13 protein-coding genes are annotated in these 15,300 nt (G+C 62.6%); 8 read left to right on the top strand and 5 right to left on the bottom strand.

What is annotated here, in order from left to right:
- Nucleotides 1-24: 24 nt before the first annotated feature.
- Nucleotides 25-912, top strand: coding sequence for a class I SAM-dependent methyltransferase (locus LB577_RS10750; RefSeq protein WP_224686691.1), 888 nt, complete (start codon nucleotides 25-27; stop codon nucleotides 910-912).
- 30 nt (nucleotides 913-942) lie between these two features.
- On the opposite strand, the gene LB577_RS10755 is transcribed toward LB577_RS10750, so the two are convergent.
- Nucleotides 943-2,247, bottom strand: a complete 1,305-nt coding sequence (locus tag LB577_RS10755) for a M23 family metallopeptidase (RefSeq protein WP_023776306.1) — start codon at nucleotides 2,245-2,247, stop codon at nucleotides 943-945.
- A gap of 300 nt (nucleotides 2,248-2,547) precedes the next feature.
- Here LB577_RS10755 and LB577_RS10760 point away from each other — a divergent pair, with 300 nt between their 5' ends.
- Both LB577_RS10760 and LB577_RS10765 read left to right on the top strand, forming a co-directional pair.
- Nucleotides 2,548-3,543 (top strand): sterol desaturase family protein, encoded by a 996-nt coding sequence (locus LB577_RS10760; protein WP_224686781.1) that lies wholly within the window; start codon nucleotides 2,548-2,550, stop codon nucleotides 3,541-3,543.
- Nucleotides 3,540-4,682 carry a GNAT family N-acetyltransferase gene (locus LB577_RS10765; RefSeq protein WP_411969235.1) on the top strand — a complete coding sequence of 381 codons (1,143 nt, stop codon included), beginning with the start codon at nucleotides 3,540-3,542 and terminating at the stop codon, nucleotides 4,680-4,682. Before LB577_RS10760 ends, LB577_RS10765 begins: the two co-directional genes overlap by 4 nt.
- A gap of 76 nt (nucleotides 4,683-4,758) precedes the next feature.
- Here the strand turns inward: LB577_RS10765 and LB577_RS10770 are convergent, their stop codons facing one another.
- Complete coding sequence (locus LB577_RS10770; protein WP_224686693.1) at nucleotides 4,759-5,226, bottom strand: peroxiredoxin; 468 nt, start codon at nucleotides 5,224-5,226, stop codon at nucleotides 4,759-4,761.
- 95 nt (nucleotides 5,227-5,321) lie between these two features.
- Between LB577_RS10770 and LB577_RS10775 the strand changes: the two genes are divergently transcribed.
- On the top strand, nucleotides 5,322-8,702 hold the full coding sequence (locus LB577_RS10775; RefSeq protein WP_224686694.1) for a DUF3971 domain-containing protein: 3,381 nt from the start codon (nucleotides 5,322-5,324) through the stop codon (nucleotides 8,700-8,702).
- Between the two features lie 7 nt (nucleotides 8,703-8,709).
- Here the strand turns inward: LB577_RS10775 and tyrS are convergent, their stop codons facing one another.
- Nucleotides 8,710-9,963 carry a tyrosine--tRNA ligase gene (gene tyrS, locus LB577_RS10780; protein ID WP_224686695.1) on the bottom strand — a complete coding sequence of 418 codons (1,254 nt, stop codon included), beginning with the start codon at nucleotides 9,961-9,963 and terminating at the stop codon, nucleotides 8,710-8,712.
- A gap of 308 nt (nucleotides 9,964-10,271) precedes the next feature.
- On the opposite strand from tyrS, the gene LB577_RS10785 reads away from it, so the two are divergent.
- The 4 genes from LB577_RS10785 to LB577_RS10800 all read left to right on the top strand — a co-directional run bounded on the left by LB577_RS10785 (nucleotide 10,272) and on the right by LB577_RS10800 (nucleotide 13,869).
- Entirely contained in the window at nucleotides 10,272-11,006 is a 735-nt protein-coding gene (locus LB577_RS10785) for a glycosyltransferase family 2 protein (RefSeq protein ID WP_224686696.1), read from the top strand.
- Nucleotides 10,999-11,331, top strand: a complete 333-nt coding sequence (locus tag LB577_RS10790) for a lipid-A-disaccharide synthase N-terminal domain-containing protein (protein ID WP_010909058.1) — start codon at nucleotides 10,999-11,001, stop codon at nucleotides 11,329-11,331. Before LB577_RS10785 ends, LB577_RS10790 begins: the two co-directional genes overlap by 8 nt.
- Nucleotides 11,332-11,373: 42 nt before the next feature.
- On the top strand, nucleotides 11,374-13,023 hold the full coding sequence (locus LB577_RS10795) for an ArnT family glycosyltransferase (protein WP_224686697.1): 1,650 nt from the start codon (nucleotides 11,374-11,376) through the stop codon (nucleotides 13,021-13,023).
- A 192-nt stretch (nucleotides 13,024-13,215) separates the two neighbouring features.
- Nucleotides 13,216-13,869 (top strand): phosphatase PAP2 family protein, encoded by a 654-nt coding sequence (locus LB577_RS10800; RefSeq protein WP_224686782.1) that lies wholly within the window; start codon nucleotides 13,216-13,218, stop codon nucleotides 13,867-13,869.
- A 12-nt stretch (nucleotides 13,870-13,881) separates the two neighbouring features.
- Here the strand turns inward: LB577_RS10800 and LB577_RS10805 are convergent, their stop codons facing one another.
- On the bottom strand, nucleotides 13,882-14,550 hold the full coding sequence (locus LB577_RS10805) for an FMN-binding negative transcriptional regulator (RefSeq protein WP_224686698.1): 669 nt from the start codon (nucleotides 14,548-14,550) through the stop codon (nucleotides 13,882-13,884).
- 23 nt (nucleotides 14,551-14,573) lie between these two features.
- Nucleotides 14,574-15,248 carry an alpha/beta hydrolase gene (locus LB577_RS10810; RefSeq protein ID WP_013895905.1) on the bottom strand — a complete coding sequence of 225 codons (675 nt, stop codon included), beginning with the start codon at nucleotides 15,246-15,248 and terminating at the stop codon, nucleotides 14,574-14,576.
- Between the last annotated feature and the right edge of the window lie 52 nt (nucleotides 15,249-15,300).

Below are 15,300 nucleotides of genomic sequence, written 5' to 3' on the forward strand. Positions count from 1 at the left end.
CGATAGGCGCCTGAGGGATCGGTCATGGCCGACGGTGGCGCGATTTCCGGCGGTGTTGGTCATGCCTGTTGTTGTCGAAGGCGCTGCAATCCAGGCTTCAGATGTTGGCGGGCCGGTGCAGTATGGGCCAAGCAGGCAAGTCCATGGCCGCTTGATTTTTCATCCCACTTCACTCAAAAGGGCGCATTCGGGGGAGCGCGAATAGTGTCAAAACTTACAAGTTTTCTGGAGGGCCACGGTCTCAAGCGAAAGCGCCGGCGATCAGCTGTTGTGCTTCCAGAACGGCGTATGACACAAATATTGCACGAGCGCTGCGTTATCGAGGGTGCCGATTTTGCGGCGCCGCACATGGAAAATGCGCTGCTTTTCGACGACCATCAGCAAATACGAAATTATGCAATCGAGAAAGTCGCGAAATCCGGGTTTCTGCTGGAATTTGGTGTTTTTGACGGGACAAGCATCAACCATTTCGCAGGTAGACTTTCGTCATCTGGCGACACGCGGTCAATCTTTGGATTTGATGCTTTCCTAGGTCTTCAGGAAAACTGGACTGGAACTGGCTTCCAGGCCAGAGGCCGGCAATTCAACAGGGACGGCGTTGTGCCGAAGGTTCGGCAAAATGTGAACCTGATAAAGGGCTGGATTGAAGATACGCTTCCAACGTTTCTTAAGCAGCACCAAGGTCCAATTGCTTTCATTCATATTGACACGGACACCTACACGCCCTGCAAAGCCATTCTCACGCTCTGCAAGGACAGGCTTGTCAGTGGCAGTGTCATCCTGTTTGACGAACTGCTCTGCTACCCAGGATGGCGATTTGGAGAGTACAAGGCGCTGAACGAGGTGTTGGATCCAGACCGATACACCTGGGCAGCGTTCGAAGAGCAGCGGGCCGCGCTTGTCATCAACTGATGATAAGGTTTCACTCCGAGGACTGGCACCTCAGAGAAACTGGGCGACCTTCTTGCCGACGGTGAGAAAGCGTAGCGGATCGATCGCTTCGCCATTGTGGCGCACTTCGTAGTGCAGATGCGGGCCGGTCGAGCGGCCGCTGCTGCCGGTCTTGCCGAGGACGGCGCCGGCATCGACCTTCTCGCCGACGGTCACGTCGATTTCGCTGAGATGCCCGTAGCGGGTCGCAAAGCCGTTGCCGTGGTCGACTTCCACCATGCGGCCATAGCCGCCGTTCCAGCCGGCCTTTGTGACGACGCCGGGCGCCGTGACCTTTGCCGCCATGCCGATCGGCGCCCTGAAATCCATGCCGGAATGCAGCGCGGCGGTGCCGAGGAGGGGGTCGGTGCGAATGCCGAACGGGCTGGTGACGGAGTGGCCGGGTGCGGGGTTGGACAGCGGCAGCTGGCGCGCTTCCTTCTTGAGATGGTCGAGCGCATCCAGGGCTTCGTCCAGTTCCTTGACCTTGCTGTCGAACATCATCGAGCTGTCGAGCGGGATCAGCGGTCCGCCAACATCGCTCTGGTCCTTGCCGAAATCGCTGTCGACCGGCAGTCCGGCTGCTTGCAGCGCCTGGGTGATCGCGTCGGCGCTCTTGTAGGCATTGTCGGCGAGCGCGCTGATGCGGGTGAGCTGTTCGGTCTCGATCGATTTCAGCGACTGGTTGATCGAGACGAACAATTTGTCGGCGCGATCGGCGGCTGAATCGTTTGGCAACGGATCGGAGCGGGTCGACCACAAGGAGAACGGCCTGGTGTCTGCGGCCCCAAGGTCCGCGCTCAGGCTGGCGACCGCGTAATTCGGCGCCGGCTGGCTGATGCTGCCGGTCACCTCGGCGGGTTTGTCAGGCTTCGCGGCTGCTGCCGGGGCCTCGACTGGCGCTGTTCCGACGTCATTCTCGGCGCGTTCGAGCAACGGGCCGAGGCGGCCATGACGCTGGCTGAGCTGCGTCTGCCGGTCAAGCAATTCGCTGACCTTGGTCTCCATCAATTGCTGATCGAGCAGCTGGCGGCTGGTGATGCGGTCGACCTGGGCGCGCAGGGCCGAAATACGGTCCTCGTAAGCCTGCTGCATGCGCGCCTGGCGCGCGGTGGTGGCGCCGATCAGGTCATCGCGCAGCACCAGATAGGACGTGGCCAGCAGGTAGCCGACGGCAATGGCGGCGAGTGCTGAACCGATGAATGCCGCGAGCCAGGGTCGGATCGTGAAGTGCCTGATCTCGTTACCCCGGGCAATGATGACGGTGTGGGGCTCCTTGCGCCTGCCGAAGACTGCGGACTGACCGGTTGCGTTCACGGGACCAAGCTTTCGTTTACGACACCACGACGGCTTGATTACACATTATTAGGGTTAACAAAGGCTTGCCGGATCGATCGAAAGGCAACGAATACACGCGGTGAGGGCAGTGGGTTGCATCAAAACTGCCAAGGGAGCGGCCATCGTGCACCGTGCCGCGCACCATGTTTCAACCAGAAGAGCGGGTCACTCGCCGATTAAGGTCAAGAATCCTTAACTCTCTTTGATTGCATTTACTTGACGGTTTCCGGCTAAAGGCGTGATGGGTTTGGGAATCTATTGAAGATGGCGGTCCAAGGGATGCTGAGCGATCTGGTTGGCAAGGTCCTCGACAAGCTCTCCGGCACCAGTCTGCTGGCGACCGGGCTTCTGCTGCTGACCGCCTTGGTCAGCGCGCTCGTGGCCTATTGGCGCACGGTCGAGCAGAAGAGCTGGAAGGAGTTTTTCGAGTTCGCCATCCCGCATGAGGTCATCACCCATCCCTCGGCGAGAGCCGACCTGCTGTTCTGGGTGACGAAGAAGGCCCTGATGCCCTTCCTGATGCTGCCCGCCGGAATTGTCTTCGTCACGGCGGTGGGCTACGGGACCAACAGGCTGTTCTCGACACTGTTCCAGTTCCAGCCGCCGCTGATCGAGGGGCCGGCGGGCCCGGTAACGGTGCTGATCTTCACCATCACCATGCTGCTCGCCTACGACATTTCCTATTATCTCTATCACGTCGCCCAGCATCGCTATCCGGTGCTCTGGGAACTGCACAAAGTGCATCACTCGGCCGAAGTGATGGTCGGTATCACCAAGGATCGGGTCCACCCGCTCGACGAACTGATGAACCGCGCCTGGGACGGCATCGTGGTGGGCATCTGCTTCGGCATCTGGTCGCTGATTTCGCTGAACCTTGTCGAACTGACGGTCTTTGGCATCAACGTCTACGTCATGCGCAACATCCTGATGATGGATTTCGTCAGGCATACGCATTTCAAGATCTCGTTCGGCCCGCTCAACAATTTGATCCTGTGTCCTCATTGGCACCAGCTGCATCACAGCACCGACCCGCGCCACTACGACAAGAATTTCGGGCTGCTCTTCTCATTCTGGGATCGGCTCTTCGGAACATTGTGCGTGCCGAAGCCCGAAGAGGATTTCAAGTTCGGCCTGGTCGATCGCGATGTGCGCGACTACCAGTCGCTTGCCGGCCTCTATGTCATGCCGCTGAAGCGAATGTGGAGGCATATCGCGCGGCGCGTCCGTCCCGGAAAGCCGGAGACAACGCGAGCATCGCAAAGGGCTCGGTTGTGAACGCTCCCATGGCACCCACTATTCCGCGGAGCTTCGTCTTCGAAGTCGTGACATCGGCGGCGCGTTTGGATGAGATCGCCCCGGCCTGGACTGCGCTTTGGCAGCGAGCCGGCGGGCTTGTCTTCCAGCATCCGGCCTGGATCGCGGCCTGGTGGCGCACCACCCCCCATCAGGAGCGGCGCACGCTCAGGATCGGGCTGGCCTGGAACGGCGACCGGCTCGAAGGCGTGATAGCGCTCGCCACCTTCAAGCGCTCCGGCATCCGCGTTCTCGAATGGGCGGCGAAGGATCACAGCGACTACGGCGACGCGCTGTTTGCCCCCGACGGCGACCCGCAACAACTCTCCCGGCTCTGGCAGTATGTTCTCGACCAGGGCGGCTTCGACCTCATCTATCTCAATCGTCTGCTGCCGGCTGCCGGTTTCCGTACCCTGCTGGATCCGGCCTCGCGCCAAGGCAAGGCGCTTCGGCGCAACCATCGCTGCGAAATCAGCTACCGCGTCGAGGGTTCCTGGCCGCGTGGCGCGGACTGGTTCGAGACGCTGTCCAAAAAGGCCCGGCAGAACTACCGTCGCGGCCGCAAGTTCATGGAAGAAGGCGGCGCATTGCGTTTTCGCCTGATGGATGCCGGCGAACCGCTCGAGCCGGTGCTCGCTCGGGTCGCGGCGCTGAAGCGGCTGTGGCTGGTGCGGCACGGCCGCGTCTCGGACCTGTTCGATGAGGGCTCGCCCGTTCTCGCCGCCCTTGTGTCGGTGCTGGCCGAGCTCGGGCTGTTGCGCATTTTCGTCTTGGAGCTCGACGATACGATCATCGCCGTCTCGATCAATTTCGAACAGCACGGCACCATGATGGCTTTCGTCACCACTTACGATCCCGAATACGAACGCGCCTCGCCGGGTATGGTGCTGATGGTGGACTATATCCAATGGTCGCTCGACCGTGGCCTTGGCAAAATTGATTTCCTCTGCGGCGGCGAGGATTTCAAGCGGCGCTTCGCGACGCAATCGGTCAGGCTGTCATCGGTGATCGGCGCGCGCGGCCTGCGCGGTCGCCTCGCCGCGCTGGCCGATCATCTGAACCATGTTTCGAAATCCTGGCGGGCGCGACAGCAGCCGAAGGTGGAAACACCCGAAGAATAAGCACGCCTGATTACAGCATCAGCCGGATTTTCGTGCGCCGACATGAAGGCCGTGTCGCCGTCGGCATTCGTGGCGCTCAGAGCGTGCGGACGGCCTCGAGAACTTCCTCGGCATGGCCCTTGACCCGGACCTTGCGCCAAATCCTGGCGATCCGGCCATCGCGACCAATCAGGAACGTGGCACGCTCGACACCCATGTACTTGCGGCCATACATCGATTTCTCGACCCACAGATTGTAGGCATCGATCACCTTGCGCTCCTCGTCGGCGGCGAGGTCGATGGTAAGGCTGTATTTCGACTTGAACTTGTCGTGTTTCTTGACGGGGTCGGGTGACAGGCCGATCACCACCGCTCCGGCCTTCTCGAATTCCGGCTTGAGCTGTGAAAAGCTGATCGCCTCTTGCGTGCAGCTTGTTGTGTCGTCCTGCGGATAGAAATAGAGCACCACGGGCTTGCCGAGGGATGCGGCAAGGCTGATCGAGCCGCCGCCGTCTCGCGGCAGGTCGAATTGCGGCGCAAGATCGCCCACGACGAGGTCAGCCATACCGATGCCCTTGTTTGAGGTTACGCGCGAAGCCACACCCATATAGTGTCGACCGGGGATTCGTCCACGAGCGAGTTTGTACAACGGAAGATTGCGTGGATCAGGAGCAACCGCAGCACGAGAAGATCAGGTTCAGGCGGGATGAGATCGCCGACCTGGGGACCTTGCCGTCCGCGTGCCGGGTGCCGCCGCTTGGCCAGGCCCGGATTGGACGTGGCTTTCGCATCCTTTCGCGCGTGTTCGCCGGCATGGTCGCGCTCATGCTGCTGGTCGCGACGGCTGTCTATCTCGTCGGTCTTTCCGGCATTGGGGCGGACCGGCTGCGCGTCGAGGCGGAAACCGCCATCGAGAAACTCGCCGGCGTCGATGTCCATGTTGCGGTCGGGCCTGCTCGCATCACACTCGACAGTTCGAGTTTCGTTGCGCTCCAGGTCAGCGACGTCAGCCTGAAGACGAACGACGGCAAACCCATGGCCGATGCCGGGCGTGTGCGCTTCGGCGTCCGCCTCGTGCCGCTGCTGTGGGGTGAGGTGCGGCTGACCAGCGCCAGGATTTCCGATGCACGCATCGTCATGGCGGCGATGCCCTCCGGCGACGACTGGACCGCCGCGCTGCGCAATGAGGACGGCCTCGTCGATCCCGAGAAACTGTCGGACGCGGTGTTCGGCAACATCCATCGCGCCCTCGACGCCGTGCGGGAAGATTCGATGCGCCGGATCGATCTCAGCAATGTCGAATTCGTGCTGCCCGATACCGGATCGATCAAACTGGTCAAGATCGCCGACGCCACCGTCGTTCAGTCGGGGCTGGGCGGCATGGAATTTTCGTCACAGGCCGATGTCGACGGCAGGACGATCAAGGTTGCCGCTTCCGCCACACGCGATGTCGCGGCGCATCGCGTGACGGCGCTGGAAGCGAGCATCGATCTGGCGGCTGCAGCCGACACCACGGCCGGCGCCGGGAAGCTGGGCGCCGTCGCGTTGAAGCTGAAGGGATCGGAAGGCGCGGGCACGAATGCGTCGCAACTGACGGCCGCGGTGTCGTCGACCGGGTCGGTGCTCGATCTCGGCACACGTGGATTGCTGCCGGCGGACGTCGCGGTCGATGCGACGCTTGTCGCCGGCAGCAACAAGATCCAGGTGGACAGGATGCTGTTCAAGACCGGCCGCTCGACATTCGATTTCGCCGGCTCCATCGGGCCGAAGCCTGCGTCGGGAGCGGCCGCCGAGGAACCCGCCTACCGCTACGATCTGACCAGCGACGGTTCGTCGCTGGCGCCATCGGAGTCACCCGAGCCCGCGTTGAGCTTCCTTGCGCGAATAGCCGGCGTGTACCAGACCAAAAGCCACAAATTAGTGGCCGAGCAGATCGCGCTTCGTTCCGATACCAGTGGCGAAGTGCTGGGAACCGCGGCCGTCGAGTTCGTCGACGGCAAGGCGCCCGGGATCAACCTCGCCTTCAACATTCACAACATGCTGGTCTCCCACGTCAAGCAGCTCTGGCCGTGGTTTTCAGCGCGCAATGCGCGGCTCTGGGTGCTGAGCAATCTGTTCGGAGGCCGCGTCGTCGACGGCAATCTCCAGTTCCAGGTGGTGCCCGATCGCCTCGGCAACGGTGTGCCGCTTTCCGCCGACGAAGTGTTCGGCCGCTTCCAGATCGACGGGACGCGTTTCGACACGGCCGGCCGCATTCCGCCGATACGTGATGCGGTCGGTGTCGTCGCCTTCCATGGCAATGACGTCGACGTCTCCCTGTCCTCGGGCACCGTCTTCATGCCCAGCGGCCGCACCGTGGCGGCCATCAACGGCACGCTGGCAGTAAAGGCGGCGAACCGCCCGCCGGTCATCGGCGCGCTCGATATTGACGTTGCCGGTGACGCGGCGGCCGTCGCCGAACTGGCCTCCTACGAACCGATCAATGCCATGCGCCATGTCGGCTTTCTGCCGGATGACCTGTCCGGCAGCGTCACCGGCCATGTCAAGGCCGATATCCCGCTGCAGTCCGGCGTCGACAGCTCCAAACTCGACTGGCTCGTATCGCTCGACTACACCGGCCTTTCATTGGCCAAGCCGTTCGAAGGGCAGACCGTGACGGATGCCGACGGCTCGATCACGGTCGATCCCGAAAAGGCGGTGATCTCGGCCAAGGCATCGCTGAACGGTATTCCGGCCGAACTCGACCTCGTCGAGCCGCTGGCCGATGATGGGCCGGCGCGCAGCCGCAAGGTCGCCCTGGTGCTCGACGACAAGATCCGCGCCGCCGCCATGCCCGGCCTGACGCCGCTGCTTGCCGGCACGGTGAAGGTCGCGATCGACAAGAGCGGCAGCGGCAATCAGAACGTCTCGGCCGACCTGACCAATGCCAGGCTGGACATTCCCTGGGCCGGCTGGAGCAAGGGGGCAGGGGTTCCCGCCACCGCCACATTCGTCATGACAAAGTCGGGCGAGACCACGACGCTGTCCGACTTTGAACTCGACGGCAAGACCTTCTCCATCGACGGTAACGTTGTCCTGCTCAACGGCGCCCTGTCGTCGGCAAAGTTCAGCAAGGTTACCCTGAACCGAGGCGATGACGTGGCCGTGTCCGTCAGGCGATCGGGCAAGGGCTATGCTGTCAACGTCAGCGGCAACGCCCTGGATGCCCGCTCGCTGATCAAGCAGTTCACCTCGGACGTCGACACCGCCACCAAGACCACTGGCGCCGACGCCATTTCGGTGAGCGCCGACGTCGATCGGCTCACCGGTTTCCACGACGAGCAACTGTCCAACCTGAAGCTCGACTACAGCGCGGCCGGCTCGCGGGTGAACGGCCTGAAGGTCACTGCGACGGCAAGTTCTGGCGCCGCCATCACCATCAGCAACACCACCGGTGGCGGCCAGCGCGCGCTCAACGTGCAGTCCGCGGACGCCGGCGCCATATTGAGGTTCCTGAACGTCTACGAGCACATGGAAGGCGGGTCGATCATGCTGGCCCTGTCGGGAGCCAGCGACGGGCCGATGAAGGGCAAGGTCGACACCAGCAATTTCTTCGTCGTCAACGAACCGAAGCTCGCCTCCATCGTCTCGACCACCCCGGCCGGCGACAGCCGTAGCCTCGACCAGGCGGTCAAGGGCAAGCTCGACACGTCGCGGGTCAAGTTCGAGCGCGGCTATGCCGAGATCGAGAAAGGCAGCGGCTATCTGAAGCTGGCCAACGGCGTGCTGCGGGGGCCGCGCATCGGCACGACCTTCCAGGGCATCCTCTACGACCAGAACAACAACATGGACATGACCGGCACCTTCATGCCGGTCTACGGCCTTAACCGCATCTTCGGCGAGTTGCCGATCGTCGGTGCGCTTCTCGGCAATGGCCGCGACAGGGGCCTCATCGGCGTGACCTACAGGCTCAGGGGCAATGCCAACAAGCCGGTGCTCGACGTCAATCCGCTCTCGGTGATCGCGCCGGGGATATTCAGGTCGATCTTCGAATACCGGTGAAGCGGCCTTAGATAGGCCGCACCAGAATATGTTTTTTCCTGCCCAAAGATAGCTTTACGACGTTTTCCGGACTCAGATCCTGAAGCGTCACCAGCCGGCGCTCGTCGCTGACAGGCTGGTCGTTCAACCGCACCGCACCGCCTTGCACATGCCGCCGCGCTTCGCCGTTCGACGCCGCTAGCCCGGCGGTCACCAGCAGCGACAGGATACCGACGCCGGCTTCGAGCTTGGCGTTCTCAACCTCGACGGTCGGCAGCGATTCGGCGAGCGCGCCTTCCTCGAACGTCTTGCGTGCCGTGTCGCTGGCCTGTTCCGCGGCAGCGCGACCATGCAGCAATGCGGTGATCTCCGTGGCGAGCACCTTCTTGGCGTCGTTGATCTCGGATCCGCCGAGCCGCTCGAGGCGCGCGACCTCGTCCAACGGCAGCGTCGTGTAGAGTTTCAGGAACCGGCCGACATCGGCGTCCTCGGTGTTGCGCCAATACTGCCAGAACTCGTAAGGCGAGAGCATGCTGGCATCGAGCCAGACCGCGCCCGAGGCGGATTTGCCCATCTTGGCGCCTGACGAGGTGGTGAGCAGCGGCGTGGTCAGCGCATAAAGCTGCGCGTCCTCCATGCGGCGACCGAGATCGATGCCGTTGATGATGTTGCCCCACTGGTCGGAGCCGCCCATCTGCAGACGGCAGCCGAGCCGCTTGTAGAGTTCGACGAAGTCGTAGGCCTGCAGGATCATGTAGTTGAATTCGAGGAAGGACAACGACTGCTCGCGGTCGAGCCGCAGCTTGACGGAATCGAACGCCAGCATGCGGTTGACCGAAAAGTGACGACCGACATCGCGCAGGAAATTGACGTAGTTGATCTCCATCAGCCAGTCGGCGTTGTTGACCATGATGGCGTCATTCGGGCCGCTGCCGAATTTGAGGTACGGCATGAAATTGCGACGGATGCCGACCAGATTGTCGTCGATGTCCTGCGGGGTCAGAAGCTTGCGCGCCTCGTCCTTGAAGGAAGGATCGCCGATCATCGAGGTGCCGCCGCCCATCAGCGCGATCGGCCGATGGCCGGTCTGCTGCAGCCAGTGCAGCATCATGATCTGGATCAGTGAGCCGGCGTGAAGGCTCTTGGCGGTGGCGTCGAAGCCGATATAGGCCGTCACCGTTTCCGTGGCGAAGAGATTGTCGAGGCCGGCATCATCCGAAGTCTGGTGGATGAAGCCGCGCTCGCTCATCGTGCGCAGGAAGTCGGATTTGAAGGCAGGCATGGTTTCTTTCCCGAAAGCGTCCGCCCGTCTGGCGCGGGCATATGTGAACGGGCGCGTTTAGCATCCAAGCGCGATCAGCAAAAGTGGATTCCGATTTTGCGCCGGATTGCCCGCCGACCGAGGCGGTGCGATCAGCAGAGGCGGATGCGGTTTTGTGGCACGCGTGGATGATCTCCGTCATGCTTGCTTCATCGTTTCGGCTGGCGTAATGAGGCGCCGCGCCACAAGGTTCTTGCAGCCCACGACCTCGAGCGGCACCGTACGGCATTCAAACGTGCCACTATCCGACGACAGAGCCCCGACGCGACATGCCGGACGCATTGATATCCATTGTCATTCCCTGCCGGAACGAGGCGGCAAACCTGCCGTTGCTGATCGACGAGATCGAGGCGGCGATGGTAGGGCGCGACTTCGAACTGATCATCGTCAATGACGGCTCGACCGACGACACCGCGGCTGTTCTTGCCGAACAGGCAGCGCTTCGCCCGTTCCCGGTACGGGAATTGCGGCACCGCAAATCCGCCGGCCAGAGCCTTTCGGTGCGTTCGGGCGCCTGGGCGGCGCTGGGCGGCATCGTCGCCACGATCGATGGCGATGGCCAGAACGACCCGCAATACATTCCCGTGCTGGTCGACGCCTTGCGGCAGGCCGGCCCCGATTTTGGCGCCGCACAAGGGCAGCGCCTCAAGCGCCGTGACAGCAAGGTCAAGCAACTGGCATCACGTTTCGCCAATTGGCTGAGAAACGCCATCCTGCATGACGAGACGCGCGATACCGGCTGTGGCCTGAAGGCTGTTCATACCGAGATCCTGCGCAAACTGCCGTTCTTCGACGGCACGCATCGCTTCGTGCCGGCCCTGGTTATCCAGGAGGGGTACCGTGTCGTGCACTGCGACGTGGTCGACCGTTCGCGCCGGCACGGCAAGTCGAACTACGGCATCTTCGATCGCGGCCTGCAGGGCGCGCTCGATCTTGGTGGCGTCTGGTGGCTGCGCCGCCGGCGCCGCAGAATGCCAAAGGTAGAGGAAATCAAGCGTGTTTAACGTGCTTCAGGAATTGGGGACCTGGCTTCACCAGGTCTTCATCAAGCAATTCGATGCGTGGATCCTGCTCGGCTTCGTCGCGCAGTTCTTCTTCACCATGCGCTTCGTCGTGCAGTGGCTCGCCTCGGAAAAAGCCAAGCGCAGCGTCGTGCCGGTGGCGTTCTGGTTCTTCTCGCTGTTCGGCGGCGGCCTGCTTCTGATCTATGCCATCCAGCGCCAGGATCCGGTGTTCATCGCCGGCCAGGCCATGGGCATGTTCATCTACATCAGAAATCTCTGGCTGATCGCCAATGAGCGCAAGGCGGCGATGACCAAGGTCGATTGAGCAGCCCGTATACGTGAACAACATGATCGGAGAGGCTCAAAAATGGCGTTGAACAGGAACTACATCCTTGTCTTCCTGTTCAGCCTGATGATGACGGCCTCGGGGCTGGCATCCCTGCCGCCGATCGACCGCGACGAGTCGCGCTTCGTCCAGGCCACCAAGCAGATGGCGGAAAGCGGCGACTATGTCGACATCCGCTTCCAGGAAGCCTCGCGCTACCAGAAGCCGGTCGGCATCTACTGGCTGCAATCGGCGGCCGTGACGCTGAGCGGCAAGGGCGCTAAAGCACCGATCTGGGTCTACCGCACGGTGTCGGCGCTCGGCATCGCCATTGCGGTGCTGGCGATCGCCTGGACGGGAACCAATCTTTTCGGAGCGAATGCCGGTGTCGTCGCCGGCCTGGTGATGGCCGCGATCTTCGCCACCGCCTTCGAGGGTCGCGATGCCAAGACCGACGCGATGCTTTTGGCCTGCTGCGTGGCCGCGCAAGGCGCGCTGGCGCAGATCTACCTGGCATCGCGGCGCAACGATCCGGTCGCCGGCCATCTCTGGTGGATTTTCTGGATCGCGCAAGGGGCTGCGATCCTCATCAAGGGGCCGATCGCGCCGCTGCTTTCGGCGCTGACCATCGCGGTGCTGTTTGCCTTCGAGCGCGATGGGCGCTGGCTGTCGAAACTCAAGGTCGGGCGCGGCCTGCTGCTTGTCGTGGTGATTGCGCTGCCCTGGCTCGCCGCGATCACCTGGAAAAGCCATGGCGCCTTCCTGCAGCAGGCCATCGGCAAGGACATGCTTGGCAAGGTTGCGTCGGGCGAGGAATCGCACGGCCTGCCGCCGGGCTTCTATATGCTGACCTATTCGCTGTTCACGTGGCCGTTCGGCCTGATCGCGGTCGGCGCCGGCCTGCAAGCCCTCAACCGGTTGCGCGACGACCCCAGGCTGCGCTTTTGCCTTGCCTGGTACATCCCGTTCTGGCTGGTCTTCGAGTTGATCCCGACCAAGCTGCCGCACTATGTCCTGCCGGCCTATCCCGGCATGGCGCTGCTGATCGGCTGGCTTTTGACCTTGCAGCCCGAGGATGCCAATGCGCCGCTCAAGCGCTGGCAGACCTGGTTATGGTGGTCGACGGCATTTGGCCTGGTCGTGGTCAGCCTCGGTCTGGCGGCGGTCTGCGTGGGCGCACCGATCTACCTCACGCACACATTCTCATGGTGGAGCATCCCGGCCGCGGTGGCGGCGCTCGGCGCCGGCTACCTCGCTTTTTCGCGACAGTTGCAGGTGCCGCTGCCCCGCATCGGCGCCATCGCCGCCTGTGCGGGCATCACCTATGGCTTGCTGTTTGGCGTCATCGCGCCGTCGCTCAAGCCGATCTGGCTGAGCCCGGCCATCGAGGCGGCGGTCAGCGCCAACAAGCCTTGCGACACCACGGTGCTGGCTTCGGCTCGGTATCAGGAACCGAGCCTGGTGTTCCTGGTGGGCACCAAAACGGTGCTGACCGATGTCGGCGGCGTCGCGGAGCACCTGCTTTCCGATCCCACCTGCGCACTGGGACTGGCGCCGACCGAGGACGAGCAGAAACTGAACGGCATGCTGTCTGTGCAAGGCAAATCCGTGAACCGCGTCGCCGAGGTCGATGGCCTCAACTATTCGTCGGGAGACAAACTGTCGCTCGGCCTCTATCGTGTGGCGCCATGACGGCTGGTCCATGACAGGGTTGAATTCCCAATGCTCGTGAAACCGCGCCCTTCCGTTTTCGCTACGCTTGTTGCGGTGAGACGCCGCTCCCTCGACAATTTTCGCGACACGTTGCGGATCGTGAGAAGGCGCTTTGCCGTCCGTCCAGCGCGTTACCCCAACATCGCATGGCCGGTTTGGGTCGTGGTTTGGATGTTGCTGACGGCGGCCGCCTTTGTTCGCCTCGACACACCGGCAGGGATTGCTCATGGCCAATGGTCGGGGGCAAGGTTTGCCGACTTCATGACCCAGTTCGCTCTCGGCGGCTGGTATCTGATCCCATCGGCGCTCTTGCTCGTGGCGGCCAATCTGATCGATTGGCGAAGCCTTTCACGGCGATCGTTGATGCTTGTCTACAACTGGACCTGCCTGTCGTTCCTGGTGCTGAGTTCGGTTGGCCTTTCCGGCTTGCTGGTCAATGTCCTGAAATATGCGATCGGCCGCGCCCGCCCACTCTACTTCCAGGATTTTGGTGTCCTGGCCCTGCATCCTTTTGCCTTCGATGCGCGCTTCGCCGGTTTTCCATCCGGCCATGCCACGACCATGGGCGCCGTGTTCGGCGTTCTTCTGCTGTTGTTTCCGCGGCGCTGGACCATTGCCCTGGTGGTCACGGCCTGCATCGCCTCGACCAGGGTCTTCGTCGGCGCGCACTATCCGAGCGACACCGTTGCCGGCTTCGGCCTCGGCTGCGCCTTCGCGCTCGCATGCGGGCTGATCTTTGCCAGGCTGGGTTTCATTTTCCGCCCGGCAGCCGCGGGCCTGCCGGTCCGCAAAGCATCGTTCCGGCTGATTGCACCGGAACGATAGGTCTCTACCGGCTCAATTGCCGTCCAGGCCGCCGTAGGACTTTACCAGGCGAACCATGTCGGATGAATCGGCGACTTCGCTTTCCAGTCCCTGCGCGACGCCGATGCGATCGGCGACGGGACGGTTCTGGCTGACCTTCCACTTGCCGTGGATCTCGCTGATCTCGATCTCCAGCCCAATGATGCCTTTGATCTGCGACTGGATGAAAGGCGCCGGCGCGTCCGTCACCGCCCAGGGCGCCTCGCGAACGCCTTCCTGGGAGGCGGTCAGATCGGCGATCTGCCGTGCCAGCCAGTCCTGGTCATCCATCACCTTGACGGTGCCGCGCACCTGCACGATGGAGTAGTTCCAGGTCGGCACCACCTTGCCGGTCTCGCGCTTGGTCTCGTACCAGGACGGCGTCACATAGGCATCGGTGCCCTGGAAGACGATCAGCACGGGCGACGCCGGATTGTCGGCGATGAGGCGCCATTGCGGGTTGGCCCTGGCCAGGTGCGCGCGCAGCCTGCCGTTCGGCGGCAGGCTTTCACTAAGTTCAGAGGGGGCATCGAGCAGGAACGGAATGGCGTTGGCGACCGGGCCGTCCGGCCCGTTCGAGATCAGCATGCCGAGCGGATGCGCCCGGATCAGTCCGTGCAGGACATCCGGCCGCATTTCCTGGAACTGGGGAGGCTCATACATCCGCGCTCGTGCCTTCCTTCTGCTTACCTCAGCCGCTTCGGCCGCGGATCCGACAATTCTCCAGCCAGCCGGCGGTCGAGATAGTCGGAGCATTCCTCGATCAGCAGATCGGCGTCGTTGGCGAAGAAATGGTTGGCGCCGGGCAGCGTCTTCTGCGTGATGGTGATGCCCTTCTGGGTGTGCAGCTTGTCGACCAGGCCCTGCACATCCTTCGGCGGCGCCACCTTGTCGGCGTCGCCGTGGATGATCAGGCCCGATGACGGGCAGGGCGCCAGGAACGAGAAGTCATAAGTGTTGGGCTGCGGCGCGATCGAGATGAAGCCTTCGATTTCGGGCCGGCGCATCAGGAGCTGCATGCCGATCCACGAGCCGAACGAATAACCGGCGACCCAGCAGCTCTTGGAATCCGGATGCAGCGATTGCACCCAGTCGAGCGCCGCCGCCGCGTCCGACAATTCGCCGGTGCCGTGGTCGAATTCGCCCTGGCTGCGGCCGATGCCGCGGAAATTGAAACGCAGCGTGGTGAAATCGCGCTTCTGGAACATGTAGAAGAGGTCGTAGACGATCTTGTTGTTCATCGTGCCGCCGAACTGCGGATGCGGGTGCAACACGATGGCAATCGGCGCGCTCTTTTCCTTGGAGGGTTGGTAGCGCCCCTCCAGACGGCCGGCCGGACCGGTGAAAATGACCTCAGGCATGAAATACTCCACTTAATACGAATGCGCGGCGCCCGGAACGAACCTTCCTCTG

Origin of the sequence: Mesorhizobium sp. B283B1A, assembly GCF_020165735.1 — a bacterium.
In the GTDB taxonomy this organism is placed as follows: Bacteria; Pseudomonadota; Alphaproteobacteria; order Rhizobiales; family Rhizobiaceae; genus Mesorhizobium; species Mesorhizobium opportunistum.